Origin of the sequence: Vibrio nigripulchritudo ATCC 27043 (assembly GCF_000222685.1) — a bacterium.
GTDB lineage: Bacteria > Pseudomonadota > Gammaproteobacteria > Enterobacterales > Vibrionaceae > Vibrio > Vibrio nigripulchritudo.
Window position 1 is genome coordinate 13,522 of sequence record NZ_AFWJ01000265.1, and the last position, 22,657, is coordinate 36,178.

The following is a 22,657-nucleotide window of genomic DNA, read 5'->3' on the forward strand; positions in this document are numbered from 1 at the left end:
CTTAAGCCCTCATTTTTAATGTTAAGGCGTGAAATCCTCAGTTTTATCTGCCAGTCAATCTCGGCTCTCCACGGTAAATGATCCTGTCGTTTCCGCGGTAAGTTCCAAAAGTGATAACTGCCGAAGGTATTTCATCCCCTTTGCCACGCCAGTTGTATTTGAGCCAATTCTGATTGCCATGACTGCCGAAACACTGAATATTTTTGTCAGAAGTATTCACCTTTTCTGGTGTGCCGCTGCCCATTCTTAACCACAATCTGACTTGCTCTCTTATCGGCGCATTTTGCTTAGCCATGAGCTCATCAGAAAAACCTGAGGTGACTCGTCCCGACTCATTCAAGCTGGCTTGTGAATCAGTGCCTCCTGTGCTCGTCCAAATCGACTGGCGACAGAACTGATTGTCAGTAAAACTGCTCAGGTTATCGTCTTTATTTGCAATAAACTCTTCACCAGACCAAAACTCTGTTCGTAGCGGGATCATGACTTCGCCATTGGATTGTGTACCCAAATCCTCCAGAATCATTCGCCCGTAGCGAACGTCAGGCTGTTGGGGGAGTCGGACCGAATCTTCATCCTCTAGCGCAGAAAAGCTCACGGGATCCGTACCTTTAATATCCAGGTCAATCTCTGTCGCTGTAGACTGCAAACCCGTTTCGCTACCCGTGTAATTAAAGAGCTTATCTGGGTACGTTTGTTTGCTGTTGATTGGAAGCCGAGACCAGAACACATCTGACTGGCTAAGCTTCCATTTCGCATCGCTTTGCCATAAATCTTTACTTAGTTCTGTGTCTTTAAGTGATAGGCGATCTCGATGCTCTCCCGTTAACGCAAACGTGGCACGAAGTTCTTTATTGTAGTTGGCGTGCCCGTAATTTAAGGTGGGTAAATAGCGCCCGTCTTTATCGAGCATTGCAGACCAGGCACTGACTTCAGCCTCAAACTCTTTAAAAGGTTGATTCATGTAGACGAAGCCATTCTGACTATCGGGATAAGTAAACTCAGCCTTATCCAACGAGAAATGTGATGGGTAAAATCTTCCAATTGGATTCTTAAAATACGGTACTGACATCCCATTCAGATAGTTATTTTTTTCTACCCACATGAAAATACTGCCCACTTCCGACCAACGAAAACTCTGTTCCGAGACACCCCACTCATTAAAGTTAACCGAAATAGGCGCGTAGTTATTAACCGAACTGCTGACTTGGCTTCCCAGCTCTAGAACACCTTTCTGACCACCCGGCGGGCTATGAAGATCAAACTTCACTTCACCCGCGACTTCGAACCCTGTCACGGTGTGTTCCAGACAAACCATAACGTTCATATAGCCATCATCAGGGATTCCGTTATTGTCGGTATCCGCAACTTTCATCCACTGCAAGGCTCTAAACTGAGTATCAGCATTAACGCCAGCGGGAATAAACCGCGCGCCGCCATTCGAATCACCGGAAGGGAAGAGTTGGTAATAACTGCCCGGCGGTTTGTAACAGGCTGAAAGAGCAAAAGGTCGATTGTTTATGGTGGCGGAACCATTTAACCCGCTCCAGTTTGGAATGTTACTGTTCACGGGCTGCCAGTTGGTATCAGCAACATGCAGTTTGAACTGACCTGCCGAAGAATAGAGACTTTCCAGACTGGCAACGCCATCTGTAAACATCACATTTGAAACTGTGACACCCGCTAATGGGTCGTTCCCTTTTGGGATGGCTGTTCTGTGAACAATCAATGAGTTGTTTTTTTCTATCACTGATGGAGAGATTAACTCGTAAGACATCTTCAAGGACTGATGCCCTGAGTAATCTTCAATTGTCTGACACTGTCTTGGATTTGCTGCGCTGGATGCGACCGCTGAAACTTTCACATTAAACGGTCGGCTCGCAACTTGTCCTTTTCCGTTGTCTACTCGATCTTCATCCACCACCTTGAAACCATAGGGGACAAACTGATAAGGACCACCGTTAGCCGTGACATTGGTGTTTTGTAGCATCTTTCCACGAATATAAACGGGAGACAGCGAGGTGCTGGAGAGTTTTTTGGTCACAATGGCATCCTGACCAGCAATGAATTCATGACGAAATGGCGCGTCACAGGTTGCCGGGTTTGTGTCAGAAAGCCAGCATGACTCTCGATTACTGTTATTGGGTATGTCGACTTCCAGGGTACCCGAATAGTTATTTATTAATTGCTTGGTCGCTTTATCCACCAGCTTAAACGTCACAGGGATACCATCACAGGCGAGACCAGATGATTGCACGGGAGTGATCACCAATTCTGGCTCAGAAAAACACTGGCTTTCTCCTGTGATTTTAGAGTAGTTGGACATATTCAGATTTAGCGCCGTGACCGCACCATAAATATGCACACTGTTAGAAAGGTTTACGGTGGCTTCGCTGTAAATCAATCCTTTGAGTTTATCGTTCTTAGTCAGGCTAATAACACAACCGCCAGTCGGGCAAGCTCGATTTGATTTCTCAGGGTTGTACCCCACGATAAACAAGTGATCTGGATTACCCTGATTATTGAATTTCGAATCGTTGGATAACGTCAAGCGTTGAACATGGAGTACCACTTTCCCCTGAATATTGATAACCGAACGGTTGTTGATGTCCAAACTTTCAAAGTAATAATGCCCTGGCTGAAGCGTAACGTTAGATTGACCAATAGTCAGAGTTTTGGAGCTCAATGGAGACAGTGTGACGGTTTCATTCCAGATGTTGGGAATAGAGTCCGTGAGTTTAAAATCAGGTAATTTAGGCATGGAAACCTGATACTGAGGATCGTTATTACATGCTCCTCCGTCACAGTTGGATTGATTGTCAAAACGGGAGGTTTCAAATCCAACCGTAGGCTGACCACCGACCAACCTGGCATTTAGAATGCTGGCGTAGTTGGACATAGTGATACGGCTATTTCCGCCTTCTTTCCAACCTTGCGCCGCAGAAGGGAACAAATTACAAACGTCAAACTTAGGTTTTGGTAATCGTTTCTGACCAAATGCGAAATACCCTACTTCCTCTTTAGTGTGCCCACGCTTAGTTCGCGAGCCTGGTTCGGACATATCTTCATCAACAACGAAACTGACTTCGAACTCGTTATCATCATCGTCTTGAGTACTGTTATCGCCGTCATTGACCAGTTTACATCGCCTTAACCACCCGCCATGACTACCGCTGCGCTTTTGTTTGTTAGCGATAATTCCAGGCTCTGAGGGGTAGTCATTGTCTAAATCATGAAGGTCATTACACCCTTCGAGCATTGGCTTACTGCTGTTATGCTCATCGATCTCCACTCGACCGAATTCAAATCGCACACCATCGGAGATACCCTTACCCTCCTCACTAACAAGGAAAGCGATCTTTTCATAATCAGAGACAGGCACGGTTCTATGAACACGTGTCAGTTCCAGAAACAAGTCGATGGATTGGTCTTTTACGGCTTTGATCCCAGCGGTCATCCATCGGTTTGTTGGTGAATTTATCTGTGCCAGAGCAATAGGATCGTCGAGAGTCACATTTGAAAAAAGTGAGTAATCGACACTGACATTCGCTGGATTGCTGCCAGTTTGATCCCCTCGGTAAGCGTTGGTGTGAACGTAACCGGCAACGACCTTGTGCTGGTTGTCACCGTCATCATCATCGTCATCCTGAGAATAAAACGTGGCGGTACCTGGCTCCATCACCAAATAACTAATGGAACCCATCATTTCTTCATTCAAATGAGCGTATTCCCAAGAGAATGGCGCCGTATCCTGTATAAAACTGGCAGATTGCCTGGTAACGGATGTAACCGTAACAGTTGCGGGTTTATCGTCCTCAGGATTGGTCGAAGACAACGTGGGCATCAGAAAAACGAGGGGTTCAGTGCGGTAGTTTTTGGTAAACCGAATGGTGCAACCATTCTTACAGTTCGCATTTTCCAGACGACCAAATTCGTATTGAGCATCATCATACCCCATAGTAACTCGCGGATATGATGGACAATCTCGACCTGTGGTAATACGAAAACGCCCAGCAGTAAACTGATTCCCCAATACTCGCAGGTTCAGTACTGGCGAGAATATCGTTGCGCCTGTCACACTGGTTAAATTGAAATTTTTCTGTTTCTTCTGCAAAGCACCATTGACGTAGTATTTCAACGTTCCTTTTATGCTGCTTTGATTATTTCGGTTTGGGACGAAATGAACTTTGTACTGACGAATCAGGTTATCGCTCAGGTGGCGTGATTCATATACAAAAGGAGAATACTGAGTGTAAATATGATCATCAGTCCATAGCGGATAAAAATTGTTGTTTTCCAACCGGATGCGGTTACTGCCATCAGAGTCCATATTGAAGACAAAACAAAAACCGTTGTTTGCATTGACTGAACTGCCATTCGGGATTTCAACCGCAGCTAATGAATGGACTGAAAACAGTAAAAAAACCAAAAGCAAAGTCCACTTGGCATGCACCAAGCGTATCATTCTCAACATCATTGATTTTATTCCATGCTTTTAGCCCAAACTTCCTGTTCACGGCTAACTTCAAAGGTGGTGCTGCCACATACGGCAACGGAACTGATTCTAAAGAAAGTCAGATCGCCAGATCCAACTTCATCGCACTGTATTGTAAGTGACGAGCAAGGTGCTTGCGAGTTTTCAATGATCGCCGTAGCAGCATTCGCTGCCGCAGATGCTGTTAATGTGGTGCATCGGTTTTGTAAGTTGGATACGGCAGCACTCTCGTTCAAAGGGTACATGTACGTCAACCCCCATTCATTGCCAGAGTGTGCTAAAAACCACGCTTGAGTCCCTAAAATTTCACGGGTAAGTGTGTCCTGATTAGATGCTTCTAGACGCATTAAGGTCAAACCAAGCATTCCCATTACCACAATCACAAATATGGCAATAATAAGAACGCTGCCTTTCTGATTGTTACGGGACATTTAACACCTGCACATCATGTTTGTAGTGACTTTCTTCGTCACCGTTTGTGAAGAGGATATCCATGTGAACTAAGCCGCCGCGCTGTAGAGACATACCATCGACCCGAAACGAAGCGCTGGTCGCGTTTTCCCCAACCTGAACAACGGTTCCTGCATCTCGGGTAATTTGCCCTGAGCTGGTATCAACGCAGTATTGAACCTTTTCAGAGGGAATATAAATGTAATGTCTTTTTGCAATGGAGTTGCTGGCTAGTGAAGCTGAGATACTGTAAACCGCCCCACTGATGCTGACGTTCGTCAGAGCAAGGGAGGCAGAAGAGGAGCTTTCCAAGTCCTGTACCTGACCGGGATTAATGATCAGCCGTGCTCCTGAGCTAATAGCGGCATTCAAATCGTCGGTATCAAACCCTTCGTTTCCGACAATGAATCGTAGCGTATCGGCACCACTTAGTGCTTCGTCAAGCTGGTAAAATCCGGAATAGCGAATCGGGAAAAAAGACAGGCAGGTATTAGCGACATTCGTATCTAGGCTATTTGGAACGGCATGGCGGATCTCGCGCGACATCTTTTCGATAACAAATCGTGCCTGATTATGAAGAGCCTGTCGTTTGGTGGTGTCAGCGTAACCCTGAGCACCGATCTGAACAAACCCAGCGATGCCTAAAAACATGATCGACACGATCAGTATCGTGACCACCATTTCCATCAAGGTAAAACCAGATTTTTTCATCAGTAGTTACCTCGATATGCACGGAAATTGTATTCGCCATACTTTCCAGCAAACACGGTTAGGGTGATCTTTTTGTATCGATTGAGTGAATCGGTAAATCCAAAGCGTGAGTCCGGGTCGTAAACGACACTGACTTCTACCCTGAAGTTGCGATAGTCGCTACTGATGTCTGAGCCAAAGATGTCATTTAAGTTGCCTTTTACCGTGACACCAGAGCTACATTCTGACGAATTATTGGTGTGCCAGCAGCCCACGTAATCGTCCACATCGTTGTAGGTCGCTGGCGTTTCCCCCGTTTCTGCGTCCAAGGTTGTGGTGCAGGATGTGGCTCCGGTTTCATCACACCGGACAATTCCACCATTGGGGTCACTATTGTCATCAAAACCTCGCGCCAGTATTTCGGTCATCATACTCTGCGCCAGAATAGAAGCACGGACCTGATATTGGGAACTTGCGGAGTTTTCTACCCGAGGGAATAAGATGGTCAGCAATACAGACATCGAGATCCCCAGAACAAGAATCGCAATGATGCTTTCAATAAGGGTAAAGCCTTTAGCCTTAGCAGCCATAGACGAAACCCTCACTGTTAATGCATACCTGAGTCGACTCAACACCGTTGGACATACCAATAGTGATATTCCCACCCGCCGTTGGAGTTGTACAACCAGATACGCATGTAGGAAGACCCAAAAGGTCAAACTCTACAACTAAGGAAGCCGGGGTGAATGAAAATGTCTGATCTTCCACCATAACGTAGTTACTTCTGATTTCGGACGAACACCCTTCCCCTGATCCCAGACAATTGCCAGAGACTTCAAGCCGGTATTTACTTTGGTTACCGGAATAGTCAAGAGAACTAAGATTAGATTGCATTCGACCTAATTGAATTTGTCGAATAACTGAAATGGCTTGTTCTTGGGCAGCATATGCTGAAAAGCCAGAAGGACCGGAGTATTTAGAAGCAGCGTAGGTAGAGATGATACCAAGAACAAGAATGACAACAATCAACTCGGTTAGCGTAAAACCAACCTGAGTAAACTTATGCTTCTTTAAAGGCATAACCACAAACTGATCGATGTAACAATGATAATTTCAAAAAGAGACCAGCTCACGCTGATCTCTTTTCAACAATTAACAACCAGTAGACACAACAGTTATTGTTGGAGCACTGGATGAATTCTCAGCTTCCGCGTATGAAACATAGCAATTTGTGTTAGCGATTGCTGTAGCATCAGCATGTGTAGGAGACGCTTTGAATGTTGCTAGGTAAGATGCTCCTGCCGAACCAGCTCCCGAAACAGCAGTATCCCAGTCTGCTGGAAGTCCTTCAACAGCTAACTGAATTCCATCAGTTTCAGCACTTGGATAACCAAAATGAGTATCGATACCACTAGCTATTGGCGTAGTGGCTGCACCTTTGCTAACACCCTCTTCGCCTTCGATAGCTGACTTACCATATACAATACCTGCAGCACCATTCATCGCTCCTTTTAGCCCTTGCAACGAGGATTCACGCGCATCGCCTTGTAGGTTTAAAAACTTAGGTGCGGCGGTTACCGCCAGAATACCCAAAATAACAATTACAACCACTAATTCAATTAGGGTGAAACCGCCTTGTCTTTTCATAGTCACTTCTCTCTATGTTTAGATATTAATGCGCTGTAACCAAATAAGTTACTGCAATTCTACGGTCACACGACCAGTTTTTATTTCATACACAAACTTGTGATCACTGCCTTCTTGCTGCACATAGGTACAAGTGCTTTCGCCACTGTCGGCTTCAGCAGTGTATTTTACATCTGTTAAATTACTGCTTGCTGCATCCCCTACTTTAGGAGAATTTTGCAACAGGTTTTCCATCAGGTTAACGCAGTCGGACGATGAAATGGTTGACGGTGCCGTAGTCTGTCCGGTGGTTTTTAACGCAATCGGATAGCCATCACGGAATCCACTGTCATTACCATCGTTATCGAATGAACGCGTTAGCCAAAATTCAATACCATCGTATTCAATGAAATGTTGTTTGTTGTTGCCAGTACCAATGCCAGGTCGACCTTTAGCCTCCCACTGAGCTCTTGCAGAAAGAACTCCAGTGGCATACCCACCTGCTACAGCCTCTATACTGGCTTTTTTAGCTTCATCGGTGACATCCAAAAACTTGGGCAATGCAGCAGCGGCAAGCAACCCTAAAATAACAATCACGACAACCAGTTCTACTAATGAAAAACCGAACTGCTTTCTCATTTCATCACCTATGCATTTTTGCTCAATCTGAGCGAATTCATTATATCGTATGCCTAACAGTAAGCCTATGATTTAAGTAATTTGTTTGCTTATTTTATAGCACTTATTGAGAGCTTCTTCTCATTCAAAACTAAGTCCAGTACCAAATCGCTCGAAAATTCGTAACGACAGTGGTAACTAGGGGCTCCTGATACCATCGTCGCCTTGGGTCTCCCTAAGTAAGTGCTGTCTACGCTTGGATACAGTGTCTCCAGCCACCACTCACAATCCACTGTATTACTATGCAAAGGTAATACCCACCCGTTATGATCCAACTGGATCTGTTGCTCTTTGTACTCAATCACTTTGGGTTGTTTCTTAATAACCCATTGTTGTCTATAGGCATTTGCTCGTTCAGTAATATTATCTTCAACCATTAAAAACGTAGTACTTGCTGCCTCATCGTCAATTTTTTGCCAATTGACAACCATAATGCCTAGCAAAATGAACACCAAAGCTGCCCATACCGAAAACGCAGAAACCGTTTTTGCCGCCACTAAATTGCCGCCTTATTTCTGAATCGCATCGAGCATGCCCCACATCGGTAAGAAAATACCGAGAGCAAGAATCAAAACCATGCCAGCGACAATCGTCAGTAATATGGGTTCGATTCGAGCCGTTAGTGTCTTGAGATCGTAGTCCACTTCCCGGTCATAAAAATCAGACACTTCTAATAGCAACTCATCGATTCGCCCGGTTTCTTCACCTACGGAAATCATCTGGATAACCAAGGGTGTAAAAATCTGGCTTTGGATTGCTGTTGAAGACACCGTACTACCAGCTTCAATGGCTGATTTCATTTCCAGAATCCGAAGTTCCAAAAATCGATTCCCTAACGCCTCACCCGAAAGTGCTAGCGACTGATTCAGCGGTACACCCGACTTCAACATCAACGCAAAGGTACGAGAAAATCGAGATAACTGAGCCCGGTTGACAATATCACCAACAATAGGAATACGAAGGCGAAACTTGTCCCACTTTTCACGTCCGTCTGCCGTTCCTATCCAGGCTTTCATACCAAACAGAAACGCGATAAATGCCCCAACCAGCCATACCCAATAATTCACAAAGAAATTGGATGTGGTGATCAAAATTCGAGTTGGCAGAGGCAAATCAACACCAAACCTTGCGAACATCGTGGCAAATTGCGGAATCACTTTTACGTTAAGCACTATCATCGCTATTGATATGAAACTTAACACAAATATCGGATAACGCATTGCGGTTTTAATTCTTTTTCGTGTTTCTAATTCTTGTTCATAGTATTGAGACAATTGCAGTAATGCCTGATCTAACCGACCTGTATTTTCACCCACATTGATCATTGAAACAAAAAGCGGGCTGAAAACTTTTGGGTATTGCTGCATCGACGAAGACAAATTCCGACCATTTGTCAGCTCATTACCGACATCTTCCAACGCTTGTTTTAACTGCTTATTGGCGCAATTCTGTACCAACCCTTTGATAGCACGAAGGATTGGAACCCCCGCTTTCGTCAGGCTGTACAGTTGCCGACAGAAAATCACTAACACTTCTAACGGAATCGAAGGCGTAAATAACGCTGATACATCAAAACCAGCCCCACCTTCAGCACTTCTACCAGCACTGATCGATGTCGGTATCACACCTTTACTGATCAGGGCTTCGGCGGCGAGTTCTTCTGTCGGAGCCTCCACCTGCCCCGCAACTTTGCTTCCTTGTAAATCTCTGCCCTGATACTGGTAAGTCGCCATGTCGTCACCTTAGAGGAAAATCGGCTCATTCGAACCCGAGGAATCCCCTTCACCCAGATTCATGACTTCATCCAGACTCACCACACCTTTCAGTGCCAGCTCCATCGCAGACGCCAGTAAAGGCTTATAACCCGGTGCTTTTCGAGCTTGCTGAGCGAAACCTACGGCATCTCCCGCTCGAAGGGTGTCCATCATCCCCTGTTCTAGCTCCAGTAATTCGAAGACACCCACTCGCCCTCTGTACCCCGTTAGGTTACAGTTCTGACAGCCAACCCCTTTATAGAAGGTCGCGTTGACCTGATTCGGGAAACGGCTCTCAAGCCATTGCCTGCGAGCATCATCAATATGATCCTCTGTTCGACAGTCCGGACAGATTTTCCGAACCAATCGCTGTGCTAACACGGCTCGAACAGCACTGGCAACCAGATAGCCCGGTGCACCCATGTCCATCATGCGAAGCGCACTGTCAACCGCATCGTTGGTATGCAGAGTACTCAGAACTAAGTGACCCGTCAGAGCAGCACGAAGACCGATTTCAACGGTTTCCTGATCTCGCATCTCACCCACTAAAATAATGTCCGGGTCCTGACGTAAGAAGGTTCTGAGGATAGTAGAGAAATCCAAATCAATCTTAGTATTGACCTGCACCTGATTGACTCGATCCAATCGGTATTCCACCGGATCTTCGGCAGTGATGATTTTCTTCCCGGGTTCATTGAGCTCACTCAATGCACCGTAAAGTGTAGTGGTTTTACCCGAACCCGTAGGCCCTGTAACCAGAATCATGCCATGTGGCCGGCGTAGCTGCTGCCTGAGTCTGAGCAGTAAATCTTCTGGAAGCCCAGATTCATCCAGTTTACGAACACCGGCTGACTGATTGAGCAAACGCATCACCACCGACTCACCATGCTGCACAGGCATGGTAGACATACGGATATCGACGGATTGACCTTTAACGCGGATATTGAATCGTCCATCCTGAGGCAAACGCTTCTCAGATATGTCGAGGTTTGCCATCAGTTTAAGTCTGAGTACCAGCGCAGAGGCAATGTTCACCTCGTTCAACAAAGTCTCATGTAAAACACCATCAACACGCTGGCGTAATCGAAGTACATTGGCGTCTGGCTCAATATGAATATCTGAAGCCCCCACCTGTATCGCATCTTCGAACAGCGAGTTGATCAGCTTTACAACGGTAACTTCTTCGCTGTCTTCGTCTTCACCAAAGGAAAAGTCAAAGCTATCGCTGACTTGGTGCTCTGCACCAAGCTGCTCTGCAAACGAAGCAATTTCTTTGGTTCTTCGGTAATAGCGGTCAAACCCTTCTACTAACTGCTTTTCGGGGGCTATAACAAAATCAAGGGCATATTGCTGCAACTGGCTTAGCAAAGATTCCTGAGCGAAGAGATCCGCTGGATCACTCATGGCGACCCGCAATGTGTCACCCTGACGTCCAACTACCAAAGCACGCAATCGACGAGCATGTACTTCCGGTAGAATTTGAACGGCATCCACATCCACATTGGCCCGGCTTAAGTCGATCAAAGGTACGTTTAGCTGCTGAGATAGGAAGGTCAGCATCTGAGTTTCCGTCAGGAAACCCAGTTGGATTAAAGTATCGCCCAGCTTACGTCCGGTATTCTTCTGGTGACTTAGCGCTTCTTCTACCTGATGTTCTGAGATAATGCCTTCTTCAACCAGCAAGTCACCAAGGCGTTTACGTAATTTAATTTGCATTCGATGTCGCCTCTTTACTGCTGAGATAGCTGATTCTTTCTCGGATAAACTGATTGGTTCGAGCGGATAATCCGACGCGATTCAAAGCTTTTTCATAAGAGGTTTTTGCTTTGCTGAACTCTTCGTTACGTTCTTGCTGAATCGCCAGACCAAGCCACCATTTGCCATTGTCCTGATCTTTGTTTACCAGCATTTGATAGCTTTCGAGCGCCAACTCATGTTTTTTAAGCTGCTGAGCCAGACCCGCTCTTGCAGACAGATAATCCATGCTTGGGCTTGGTGGCAAATATTCCAACACGCCCAGGGCTGCCTCAGTAATCCCTTCCTTGACCAAAATATTCATAGCAGCAAGTCTAAGGGTCTGACTGTCTTTGTTTAACACAATACCCTGCTGCAGGATTTCGAGAGATTGCCTTACATCACCCCGACCGTAGTAAAGTGCGGCGAGCTTTTTCCGCACAACATCATCTTTAGGAACATAGCGAAGCGCCGTACGATAGCCTTTAATGGCACCGTCAAAATCATTGGAATCCAATGCTTTTTTCGCTCTTGATAGCGCTTTTTCAGCCAACTGTTGTGGCGTCAGCTCGACTTGCTGAATAGCCATTGCACCATCTTCCACCACTTTTGGAGTTGGGTTGGCACTTGCGATAGCCGTTGTTTTACTTTCATTGGCTTGAGATGGTTTGGCTTTCTCTGTCTTCTTCGTTACTTTTGGCTCTTCAGTTTTCGGGCGTTCAACTTTAACTTCAACAGATTTAGGTTTCGCCGCTACCGTTTTGCTTATTTCTGTATTCGCAGGTGGATTAGTTTTTGTTGGCTGGCTACGTTCGACTGCCACAACCCCAGGGGTCGCTTTTGTTTCTTCAACACTTTCCGAAACGATGTCATCTAAATCAGATTCAGGATCGACGAAGTCGCCGCTAAGCTGCTCAAGCTTTTCACTTTCTTCGTAAATGCTGCTCACCGATTCTTCCACCGACTGCTTAGTTGGAGATGTAGATTCGAGGGTAACAACAGTGGTCACATTTTTTTCGCACTTTGCTCGGCAATCTCAGGGATAGATTCAGGTTCAGGCTGCTGTTTGACTGGTAGTAAAGCCCACACACCGTAGGCAATGAGCGCTAACAAAGCGCCTCCGGTCAGCCACCACTTTTTACTGCCCGAACGAATAGGCGTGACATCGACCTTTTCGATTCGACTTGTGGACGGCTTTTTGTCCGTCATATCTGAAAGAGCTTTGTTAATGACACTCATAACAAGCCCCATCCCCACATAAATGGGGTTTTAAACCTTGGTTTTACCGTATCGAGAGTGTCATTAATGGCATCGTACGCATGTTCCATATGAATGTGCGTTGCGTTCGAATTACAGGCAAGCAACAGGGATTTGTGGCACACCTGATTGATCAAACGAGGCACACCTTTCGAGGCCTTCCAGATTGCTTTTTTAACTTTGGCTTCAAACAAATTTACGTTGCCGCCACTGACCTGTACCCGATGGTCGATATAGGCAAACGCTTCTTCCATTGAAAGTGGACGTAAAGTCGCACTGAAAGATATACGCTGTTTTAACTGACGCAGATGATGATGTTCCAATCTCGCGTCCAACTCGGGCTGCCCTAACAACACGATTTGCATCAGCTTGGCATGCTCGGTTTCAAGATTTCCGAACAAGCGAATGGTTTCGAGAGCTTCGTCGGACAACCCTTGTGCTTCGTCTATCAAAGCCACAACTCGCTTGCCTTTAAGGTGCTGTTTCATCAACTGAGCCTGAATATCATCCACCAAACTTTCGCTGTCTCTGACTTCAACTTCCAATTCTTTGGCAATGGCGATTTTCAACTCTTCCCCTGTCAACTGAGGGTTGGGTAGATAAACCAGCGAGACCTCATCAACCAGTTGGTTAATGAGCATCCGACAGACCATTGTCTTACCCGTACCGACCTCGCCAGAAACCTTAATTACCCCCTCGCCCATTTCAATCGCAGACAAAACGGTTTGGATCGCCTCGTAATGCGGCACTAACCCCTGAAACAGTTCAGTATTAGGGGTTAGCGAAAAAGGCGCTTGGTTAAATCCAAAATAGGTCTGATACATAATTACTCTTCAGGGAACCATTCTTGCAGCAAATCGCGCGAGCGTTCCAGTTCCTGCGACCAGGTGTTAACGCCGACTACTGTCGGTTTAAGCAAAATAACCAACTCAGTTTTCTGAGTCAGTTTGGAAACATTTCGGAATAGGTGTCCCAGCCCTGGCACATCACCAAGAAAAGGCACTTTGGACACTTGATCAATGGTATTGGACTTCATAAGCCCACCAATAACTACGACGTCACCATCACGAGCACGAATCACCGAATCCGATTCGCGAATCGAGCTTTTAGCCAAAGGCACTTCGTAAGTCGCACTACCAAGGTTAATTTTTTTGTTCTGGGTCTGTACGTCTATTACCGCAGGATGAACATGCAATAGTACATATCCGTCGTCATCGATCTGTGGGGTCACATCCAGTGAAATACCCGAAAAGAAAGGCGTCAGTTCTACGTCGGGTGCGACGTTGGCATTGTCACCACTACCCACCACACTTGAAATGTCGGTCACAAAGTACTCATCAGACCCTACTTTAATCACCGCTTTCTGGTTATTAGCCGCGGTCACGCGTGGACTTGATAGCACGTTCAGGTCACCCTGAGTCCCCATAAAGCTTAATACGCCATTAAAGCTACCATTGCTGATAGTGACGTTCGTCTGCCCATTTAATAAGCTGCCGATGGCATCTAATCCAGGTAGGGTTGGAATGCTCCCATCTGACGGTAAAGTCCCTCGACCAATAGAAACCGAGCTGTTACCAAAGGTTGAGGTTAATCCACTCCAGTTAATGCCTTGTTGGTACCCATCAGACAGAGTCACTTCGAGAATTTTGGCTTCTAAAACCACCTGACGCTGCATGCGTTGCTGGGAAATACCAAGGAATTGGCGAATTTCTCGAATTTCATCAGGGTAAGCACGAATTGTCAGCACACTTGCCTGAGGTGAAACCACCACGCTTCGTCCATCCCCTTCTCCAATTAGCGCTTGTGCCGCTTGTTCTAACTGCACCCAGAAATCACTTTCACTGATGGTTTCGATCTCTGTTCCACCCGTTGGCGAAGTGCTCGAACTGGAAGAGGAGCTTGAGTTATTCGACGAATTTGAAGAGCTGGAACTCGAAGACGTAGAGCTACCGCTGTCTTTACTGGTGATTGAACCAGTGGTAATAGATGTTAGAGATCGCCCTAACCTCTTGAATTGTAAGTAATCAATTGGAATGGTTTCTGTGCGCAAGCCAGCGGGGTAAACCTGAATAACTTTCCCGCTTTGTATGACTTCAAAACCGTACAAATCACGAACGACTTTCAGTACTTCATCCAATGTGACATCCGTTAGATTGACGGTAATTCGCCCTTCGACATTAGGGTGGATAGCAACACTGTAGTCGGTTCCTTTGACTAGGCTAGCAAAAAACGTTTTCGCCTGAACGCCATTTGCCTGGACACGAAAGCGTTTTAACGTCGGAGATACAGTGAATTCTTCATTTCCGAGCTCTGGCATCAGATCCGCTTGCACAGAAGCCGGTAATTCATCCAGACTCCGACTGCCAGCTTCGTTGATTGCCTCATTGAGCGCTTCTTTGACCTCAACAGGTTCCCGGTGCCCCATGGAGCATGCCGTGAGTGACGCGATGATGACTGCTACTACAATTTTACGCATAATTACCATGAAACCTTAGTGTTTAACGTCAGAAGGAAACAGCTCTAGTCGCCATTGCTTCCCACCCCGAATCAGATCGACAAATTCCGGCTGAATCCTTTTCGCCAGATACCCTTGTACGGTTTTTCCTTTTTCTACTACCACATCGTTAAGAATGGCATAGCAAGGTTTCCCTTCTATACAGACTATGGACTGTAATGTCGGAACAGGTGCCACTGCTTTCTTTTTCGCCTTGGCTTTCTCTACGGTTTTCGGTGCCTGCCACCCGAGAGGGGCAGTTGGGTCCTGGCTGGCGTATGCACTACCAGAGACCAACAACATTGCGATAACACAGAATCTAACCACCGATAAACTCCTGCCCTGTTCCTAATGTATAGACAACAAGCACTAATCGTGCCGTAGGGTATTCTTCTACTTCGTATTGATAGCTGCGCCAGAAATACGTAGTTGGCATGCTTTCTAGCTCTACGAGATAATTCTTTATGTCAAAGTACTTCCCTGTTATCTCAATTTTCACAGGGTGTATGTAGTAACCCACCGCTTGCGAATCACTTCCAGCCATGATGGGCTCTGCGGGCATAGATTGAAGATTTTCCAGCTTCAACCCTTTACTGCTTAACAGAACCCTTTCCAGCAGCTCTGCCATTTGGCTAGGAGTTACTAGGGATTCCACCACCGCGTCTAGCTGAGAGGACAACTCATCACTTCGGCGTTGTAGCTGCTGAAGTTTGGCATCGACCTCTCTATTTGGGTCGGACTTTAACTGACCGCTTACTTTGGCAATCTGGTTACTGGTGTTGCTGATCCCCTGATTAAGGGATTGATACTGACTGGTTTGAGAGGCTTGTGTTTTGAATGCAGGCTCTAAAAAAACCGTCAGTATGATGAAGAAGATCGCTACCCATCCACCAGCCGTAATCAGCCATTTTTCCCGACCGGATAGCGCCGAAAATTTTTCACTCATATCCTGAAGAAGTGCCATTGTTATTCACCTCCTCGCTTTGCCTGCAGTTCAAAGGTCACAATATCGTCTTCGTTACGCCCGATATTGAGCTGTTCAAAGCTACGACCAACCAAGTCCAGTTCATTGCGGAACTGCTTTATCCAGCCTGGAACTGCGCTTGGTGTGCGGGCTAACCCAGACACGTTCAATGTGTTTTTATTGATGGATATCTGGCTCAGGGAAATGTCATTTCGACCCAGCCGAGAAAGTGCGCTCATGATCCCCGAGTACCCCACCTGTTTTTGATTATCAAACTGACCAACTGCATTTAGCGACGCTTCTTTTGCCCGTATTTCAGCTTCTATTCTCTGGACGGCAGCCAGTTTGTTAGGAGAGGGCTTGTGTTCACCCAGCATGGTCTGAAGTTCAGTTAACTGCGCTTTCAGCGTTGTTGATTGGGAGGAAAGCTTAGCGATTTGCGCTTTCTCCTGCTGAATTTGATATTCAATGAAACCGTAGTATCCAAACATGACGAGCGCAACAATTAACCAGCTAGCCGCAACAACGGGTAATGTGAACAACTCAACTTTAGGTTTCAGATGCTCAGGGTACAGATTGATCCGATAGTCGCTGCGTAGAGCGTACTTGGTCAGTACTTCTCCACAACGTACATCGCCATCCATCAAAGTACCGACTTTCACGCTTAGGCGTTCTTCCAGAGCGGTCGTCAGTTCCTCGTCAATTTCATCATCACAACAGATAAACAGCTTATGAAATTGAGCTTGTTTGATTTGTGAACTGAGATAATCGATTGAGCGCTGCATTTCGAGAGCAAGTCCGTCGATTTGCAGGCTGCTTGCCTGAGCCCCTGTTAACGGAGCGGACACGCCACGAATGGTTCTGTGAAAGCAGATGTCTCTGGTCACGTATGCATTGATTTTGAAGCTGCTGTGTGCACTTTGGTGCAAGAGCAAAAAGTCTTCTGCATGCTCGTTCGCCTGCCCCCACACTTCGTCTTCCGGCAAAATACGGTCAAGAGTGATCTGACTTTTCTCTAGTATCGCCAGCAACGGCGTCAACACGCGTTTGCTTAGAACGTAAGTTTGAATTTTGCTGCTGTTTGGTAGTGGAATGCCATCGGCAACGATGTCTGTTACTCGCTCAGCAATAAGGTCTTTCAGAAGGAAAGGTAAAGCAACAGACCATTCTTCTTCTGGGATTTCAGGGCGTTCAATTTGGTAGGTTTGGTAGTGGTGCGCGCCAAGTGTGATGACAACTTCTGAATGCGTATACTTTTCATCCGATAGTACTTTAGCAAGTGTCTGTTCCCAACTTCTGTCTTTGATGGGGAACAACTCGGTCTGGCTGTCAATTGAGCAATAAACGGCATCTTCAAGGAGAGACACGCTCACCTTTTTAGCACTTGAACTTTTTCCTTTCAGTCGTTCTAGCAAAGAAACCATTTTATTCATCAGTTACTGCTCATGTTTTCTGCCGCCATCGATTTCTGCGACCAATTGTCACTTTTGATGCAAGACGTTTAGGAAATAGCAGTTCTTCTTTTGCGAAAATTCTGCCTTGTCCCCCGTCAATGCCCAAACTCTTTAAAGCCATCCATTCAGAACTATTTTCGACGCCAACAGCAATAACTTTAGTTTTACTATCCATACAAGCGCCAATCAAACTTCGAATGAACAACTGGTTTTCCTGTCGTTGATCTATTTTTTTATCAGACTGCGATGCAATTTCAGATAATCGACATCTAAGTCTTTTATGTAATGAGTACTTGCAATTGTCCTGCCAGCTTGGTGAACGATTATTTTACAGCCCAGTCCTGATATCATTCGAATAACCGGACGAATGAAATCGAGATTTTTTACTAAGCTCCTTTCGGAAAACTCAAAGCTGATGCTTTTTCTTAATTCACCTGGCAGTTGGAGTAGCTCATCTCTCAACCAACGCGTGTATGCTTTTTCTTTGAATGGAAGCACATTTATATTTAAAGAATAACATATCCTTTCATTTTGCGTCTTTATCCAGGACAGAATTTCTTGAATAACAACACGATCCATGGCTGTTTCATAACCAACTTGTTCAATGGCTGCCATAAAACGTGACGCTTTTATTACCGCGCCACTTTCGTCTTTTAAGCGTAGAAACAATTCATGGTGTAATAATTCGTCCTGTTGATTCTCGATAATAAAACAAGGTTGAGAAAATACTTGAATATTAGAAGCGCGAAGTGTTTTATCGAAAAGTGTCCGCCATCTTACATTTCCTCGGGCAATATCTTTTTTCTGCTTCTTATCAAAGCGTGACCAATTATTCACAGACTCAATTTGAGCAGTTCTTAATGCTGTTTCAGCTTCGTCTAATATATAGCCGCGTCGCTCACCTTCCGAATATATTGTGCATCCGATATGACACCAGTCATCAGGAGACAAAGGCGAGATTGGGTCGATTTTCGATATTTGTTTAATAAGCTGACCACAAAGTGTGCCAATTTCCTTGCTGCCCTGATGAGGCACTAATATGGCAAAATCGGAATCGTAATAGCGCGAGAAAATAACATCTGGAAAGCGCTGTACGATATTAGAGAGACTTTGACCCACCTCGACAACAAACTCATCTACAGCTTCTTTATCATTGTAGGCAGAGACTTCTTCCCATGACTTAACACGGAAAAGGATGATCCCACCAAACGATCCTGCTTCCTGAAGACTGGCTTCTAGCTTGGAATCAAAAAGCACCCGATTCGCCGCACCTGTAAGCTGGTCAAGGAAAGTGTGAGTGCGAATGAAGGTATCAAAGCGGCTTCGCTCTTGCCTTGAGTCCTTAAGCTCTCCGATCAGTTTATCCAGCGCTTCACTGGCAGTATAAGGCCATTCTCTCAGGTCCCCTTTTTCAAAATCCTGAGTTTTCCCTGCTAGGATCATTCTGCCTCGCTCTTCCAGCAGCTCCGAGCCGTAGAGTTGCTCTCTTAGCCACTTAATTCCTCGAATCAGGCAAACAACGATCAGCAAAACAGCCAGACTGATGGACGACATCGCTCCGACGGAGTATTCCAAGCCCACATAAGGAGGTAAAACAGTAAAATGAATCCAGTAATCTGAGTGGTGTTCAAGTTGAAAGCTAAGCTGTTGCGCTCTTTCAGACTGCAAAACCGAACGGGTATCTTTGAAGTGATATAGTGATCCAGATGAAGACGTTACTTCCATCTCCAGAACGTTACTTGCCTGAAGGAGCTTTGGCAGCCACTTTGCCATAGACTCTGCTGCCTGAGGGTTGTCCAGTTCTGAATCAACAACGTCTGCAATACCAGAAATGTAATGATGGACATATTCCTGACCAATACGCTTGAAAGAGAGAGTGCCGCCAATAAAAAGAATAAACATGGCACAGACGACAATCATGGTGACAAACGAAACCAGTCTGGTGCTGAGTTTGAGCGTGGGGGTATATCGCATTGTCAGGCGAAATCCTTTTCAATCCAATTTTTGAGGAAGAGCAAAGCAAGTAACAAGCTGCTTTAATTAATCTTATTGTGAATAGGGAACCTTAAGTTCTCAAGTAAATCGATAAAAAACCTAAACAAAAGCCGCGAAAATCGCGGCTTCATCTCATTGACATTCATTTCTAAGTCGTATAGTCGACAATTTTAGAATGGAATGTCGTCATCAAAGTCCATTGGCGGCTCATTGTATTGTGGTTGAGCCTGTTGAGGTGCTTGTTGCTGCGGCGCTGCTGGCTGCTGGTAAGATTGCTGATGTGCAGGCTGTTGAGGCTGTCCCCAACCACCTTGTTGCTGCTGACCACCCATACTTTGACCAGGAGCACCCTGGCCTTGCTGGCGACCACCCAGCATCTGCATCACACCATTGAAGCCCTGTACAACCACTTCGGTTGTGTAGCGATCCTGACCATTCTGATCTTGCCATTTACGAGTCTGAAGCTGACCTTCAATGTAAACCTGAGAGCCTTTGCGTAGGTACTCACCCGCTACTTCTGCTAGCTTTCCAAACAGAGCAACACGGTGCCATTCTGTCTTTTCGCGCTGTTCGCCAGTCGCTTTGTCACGCCACGATTCAGAGGTCGCAATTGTAATATTCGCCACCGCGCCGCCACTCGGCATATAACGAATTTCAGGGTCATTTCCTAAATTCCCCACCAAAATAACTTTATTAATTCCACGGCTGGCCATGTTTTGCTCCGTCTAAACTCAATTCGACTAAATTTTTAACGCTCAAGGATACCACGATATCACCAATGCTCAAATCCAAGGTAAGAATTGCTGGCAAAGTGTCGCTAAGCGCTCATTTATTAATCATAGACAGCTAATCGCTAACTATCGGTTGAAAAAATGATTGGAACGATTAAACCTGCGCATAGTGCAGTCTGACTCGAAAAAATCTGGACAACGAGGTTTATCAATTACTTTTTAAAGAAATATCATCCGTAGTTATTCCAAACGCCTATAAGCAATGGATGGATATTCAATTCTATTAATTGCCCAATTTTGCTAGGTTATTTATCAGGCATATAAATAAAAGATATTTATAAGTTTCGCTAAACCATCGATTATTGGGCTGGAATATGAAAGAAACCAATCTATTACCGCACTTTTATTTGGTTTCAGATCAATCATTACCCCATCATCTTGAAAAAGACATTCAACATCACTTAAGCCGTCAATTTCAGCGCATTACCACCAGAGAACTTATAAGACTCAATTCAAATGAAAGCGAACATTTCATCATTGTTGATTTAACTGCTATTGAAGATATTGGCTTTCTTCAGCAGACATTGAATAGCACGGTAACTAAGCGTTTTCTCGTTTTGCTGAATGCTCAAAAGCATCTGACTCTGTCTGATGTATTGAAGTGGCAAGGGCTTTCAGGATACTTTCTCGTCAACGAAGATGTCGAAAAGATAATGATGGGAATTCGGTGCATACTACGCGGGCAAAGCTGGCTTCCGAGAGAAACCATGACTCAGGTTGTGGAATATTATCAATCCATAGAAGCGTCAAAGCCCACATTTGAAATAGAGTTAACCCGGCGAGAACTGGATGTCTTACAGAGCTTAAAAAGCGGGGCATCCAACCTTGAAATCGCCGATGAGCTTTTCATTAGCGAACACACCATAAAATCTCACCTCTATAATATCTTTAAAAAACTGGACGTAAAAAACCGCATCCAGGCTATGGCATGGGCAAAACAGCATCTTCCTTCTTAACAATGTTCAGCTTTTGCGTTTCGATTGTCACAATAGGCATGGTAAAGTTACGCCCAAAATTAGGAACTGAACAAATCGAACAGGAAAGATTATGATTAAAAAGTGCTTGTTCCCAGCCGCTGGCTACGGTACACGATTTTTACCGGCAACCAAATCCATGCCAAAAGAAATGATGCCAGTGGTGAATAAACCTCTTATTGAGTATGGGGTAGAAGAAGCCATTCAAGCAGGTATGGATGGCATGTGTATCGTTACTGGTCGTGGTAAGCACTCCATCATGGATCATTTCGATAAAAACTACGAGTTAGAACATCAGATCAGTGGCACCAACAAAGAAGAGCTGCTGGTAGATATTCGTAATGTGATTGAGTCAGCTCACTTCACTTACATCCGTCAACGTGAAATGAAAGGGCTTGGTCACGCTATTCTGACGGGTAAAGAGTTGGTCGGTGACAACCCATTCGCTGTTGTTTTGGCAGATGACTTGTGTGTCAACGAAGACCAAGGTGTTCTGGCGCAAATGGTAGCACTTTACAAGCAATTCCGTTGCTCCATCGTTGCGGTTCAGGAAGTTCCTGAAGATGAGACGCACAAATACGGTGTGATTTCAGGCGAAATGATCAAAGACGACCTTTTCCGTGTCGATGACATGGTCGAAAAACCGGAGCAAGGCACTGCACCAAGCAATCTGGCAATCATTGGTCGCTACATTCTGACACCAGACATCTTCGATCTAATCGAGCAAACCGAACCAGGCAAAGGTGGCGAGATCCAAATCACTGACGCGCTATTAAAACAAGCCAAAGCGGGTTGTGTCCTGGCATACAAATTCAAAGGTCAGCGTTTTGACTGTGGAAGCGTCGAAGGTTATATCGAAGCAACAAACTACTGCTACGAAAACCTGTATCAGAAAGACAAGAAAAAAACGGAATTAGATAAACACTCCACTCACAAAGCTTAATCTTCTTGTCTTTCACTGGATAAAATAACGTAACAAAAACAAACACTGTTATTTTATCCAGTATTTTCTCTTTGCACAAAAATAAGTCTATGTAATACTTGTGGCTATCAATTACACAAGAGCATAGCAGATGGACACCATTGACGTACGTGGCGCCAGAACCCACAACCTCAAAGACATAAACCTCACCATTCCTCGCGACAAATTGATCGTCATTACAGGCTTATCCGGTTCCGGAAAATCCTCATTAGCCTTTGATACGTTATACGCTGAGGGCCAGAGAAGATACGTTGAATCTCTATCTGCCTATGCCAGACAGTTCCTGTCATTGATGGAAAAACCTGATGTCGACCACATTGAA

At 45.3% G+C, this 22,657-nt stretch carries 21 protein-coding genes and 1 pseudogene; 3 read left to right on the forward strand and 19 right to left on the reverse strand.

Annotated elements, in window-relative coordinates:
* Positions 1-43: 43 nt before the first annotated feature.
* From RH89_RS17930 to RH89_RS18020, 19 genes and pseudogenes are all read right to left on the reverse strand, one after another.
* Positions 44-4,474, reverse strand: coding sequence for a DUF6701 domain-containing protein (locus RH89_RS17930; protein ID WP_004405118.1), 4,431 nt, complete (start codon positions 4,472-4,474; stop codon positions 44-46).
* A 5-nt stretch (positions 4,475-4,479) separates the two neighbouring features.
* Positions 4,480-4,923: a hypothetical protein gene (locus RH89_RS17935; RefSeq protein ID WP_004405119.1), complete on the reverse strand. Its 444-nt coding sequence runs from the start codon at positions 4,921-4,923 to the stop codon at positions 4,480-4,482.
* The gene (locus RH89_RS17940; RefSeq protein ID WP_004405120.1) at positions 4,913-5,653 is read right to left on the reverse strand and encodes a PulJ/GspJ family protein; all 741 of its coding nucleotides are present in this window, start codon (positions 5,651-5,653) and stop codon (positions 4,913-4,915) included. The genes RH89_RS17935 and RH89_RS17940 overlap by 11 nt, the downstream gene beginning before the upstream one ends.
* On the reverse strand, positions 5,653-6,222 hold the full coding sequence (locus RH89_RS17945; RefSeq protein WP_004405122.1) for a type IV pilus modification PilV family protein: 570 nt from the start codon (positions 6,220-6,222) through the stop codon (positions 5,653-5,655). Before RH89_RS17945 ends, RH89_RS17940 begins: the two co-directional genes overlap by 1 nt.
* On the reverse strand, positions 6,212-6,712 hold the full coding sequence (locus RH89_RS17950; protein ID WP_004405123.1) for a type II secretion system protein: 501 nt from the start codon (positions 6,710-6,712) through the stop codon (positions 6,212-6,214). The genes RH89_RS17945 and RH89_RS17950 overlap by 11 nt, the downstream gene beginning before the upstream one ends.
* Positions 6,713-6,784: 72 nt before the next feature.
* On the reverse strand, positions 6,785-7,279 hold the full coding sequence (locus RH89_RS17955; RefSeq protein ID WP_004405124.1) for a type II secretion system protein: 495 nt from the start codon (positions 7,277-7,279) through the stop codon (positions 6,785-6,787).
* Between the two features lie 48 nt (positions 7,280-7,327).
* Positions 7,328-7,897 carry a prepilin-type N-terminal cleavage/methylation domain-containing protein gene (locus RH89_RS17960; RefSeq protein WP_004405125.1) on the reverse strand — a complete coding sequence of 190 codons (570 nt, stop codon included), beginning with the start codon at positions 7,895-7,897 and terminating at the stop codon, positions 7,328-7,330.
* A gap of 89 nt (positions 7,898-7,986) precedes the next feature.
* Complete coding sequence (locus RH89_RS17965; RefSeq protein WP_004405126.1) at positions 7,987-8,433, reverse strand: hypothetical protein; 447 nt, start codon at positions 8,431-8,433, stop codon at positions 7,987-7,989.
* A gap of 12 nt (positions 8,434-8,445) precedes the next feature.
* On the reverse strand, positions 8,446-9,669 hold the full coding sequence (locus RH89_RS17970) for a type II secretion system F family protein (protein WP_004405127.1): 1,224 nt from the start codon (positions 9,667-9,669) through the stop codon (positions 8,446-8,448).
* Between the two features lie 9 nt (positions 9,670-9,678).
* Entirely contained in the window at positions 9,679-11,406 is a 1,728-nt protein-coding gene (mshE, locus tag RH89_RS17975) for an MSHA fimbrial ATPase MshE (protein WP_004405128.1), read from the reverse strand.
* Complete coding sequence (locus tag RH89_RS28820) at positions 11,396-12,433, reverse strand: tetratricopeptide repeat protein (RefSeq protein WP_004405130.1); 1,038 nt, start codon at positions 12,431-12,433, stop codon at positions 11,396-11,398. The genes mshE and RH89_RS28820 overlap by 11 nt, the downstream gene beginning before the upstream one ends.
* Positions 12,430-12,663: a hypothetical protein gene (locus RH89_RS17985; RefSeq protein WP_004405135.1), complete on the reverse strand. Its 234-nt coding sequence runs from the start codon at positions 12,661-12,663 to the stop codon at positions 12,430-12,432. Before RH89_RS17985 ends, RH89_RS28820 begins: the two co-directional genes overlap by 4 nt.
* Positions 12,660-13,505, reverse strand: a complete 846-nt coding sequence (locus RH89_RS17990; protein WP_004405136.1) for an ExeA family protein — start codon at positions 13,503-13,505, stop codon at positions 12,660-12,662. The genes RH89_RS17985 and RH89_RS17990 overlap by 4 nt, the downstream gene beginning before the upstream one ends.
* A 2-nt stretch (positions 13,506-13,507) precedes the next feature.
* On the reverse strand, positions 13,508-15,157 hold the full coding sequence (gene mshL / locus RH89_RS17995) for a pilus (MSHA type) biogenesis protein MshL (RefSeq protein ID WP_004405137.1): 1,650 nt from the start codon (positions 15,155-15,157) through the stop codon (positions 13,508-13,510).
* Positions 15,158-15,172: 15 nt separating this feature from the next.
* Positions 15,173-15,502: a hypothetical protein gene (locus tag RH89_RS18000; RefSeq protein WP_004405138.1), complete on the reverse strand. Its 330-nt coding sequence runs from the start codon at positions 15,500-15,502 to the stop codon at positions 15,173-15,175.
* On the reverse strand, positions 15,495-16,139 hold the full coding sequence (gene pilO / locus RH89_RS18005) for a type 4a pilus biogenesis protein PilO (RefSeq protein ID WP_004405139.1): 645 nt from the start codon (positions 16,137-16,139) through the stop codon (positions 15,495-15,497). The genes RH89_RS18000 and pilO overlap by 8 nt, the downstream gene beginning before the upstream one ends.
* Before the next feature lie 2 nt (positions 16,140-16,141).
* Positions 16,142-17,572, reverse strand: a complete 1,431-nt coding sequence (locus RH89_RS18010; protein WP_004405140.1) for a PilN domain-containing protein — start codon at positions 17,570-17,572, stop codon at positions 16,142-16,144.
* Positions 17,573-17,582: 10 nt separating this feature from the next.
* Positions 17,583-19,567, reverse strand: a pseudogene (csrD, locus tag RH89_RS18015) (RNase E specificity factor CsrD).
* Between the two features lie 191 nt (positions 19,568-19,758).
* Positions 19,759-20,301 carry a single-stranded DNA-binding protein gene (locus RH89_RS18020; protein WP_004405142.1) on the reverse strand — a complete coding sequence of 181 codons (543 nt, stop codon included), beginning with the start codon at positions 20,299-20,301 and terminating at the stop codon, positions 19,759-19,761.
* 392 nt (positions 20,302-20,693) lie between these two features.
* Here RH89_RS18020 and RH89_RS18025 point away from each other — a divergent pair, with 392 nt between their 5' ends.
* The 3 genes from RH89_RS18025 to RH89_RS18035 all read left to right on the forward strand — a co-directional run.
* Entirely contained in the window at positions 20,694-21,335 is a 642-nt protein-coding gene (locus RH89_RS18025) for a LuxR C-terminal-related transcriptional regulator (RefSeq protein WP_004405143.1), read from the forward strand.
* Between the two features lie 91 nt (positions 21,336-21,426).
* Positions 21,427-22,296 carry a UTP--glucose-1-phosphate uridylyltransferase GalU gene (galU, locus tag RH89_RS18030; protein ID WP_004405144.1) on the forward strand — a complete coding sequence of 290 codons (870 nt, stop codon included), beginning with the start codon at positions 21,427-21,429 and terminating at the stop codon, positions 22,294-22,296.
* Between the two features lie 130 nt (positions 22,297-22,426).
* A partial coding sequence (locus tag RH89_RS18035) for an ATP-binding cassette domain-containing protein (RefSeq protein ID WP_004405145.1) occupies positions 22,427-22,657 on the forward strand: 231 nt, incomplete at its 3' end.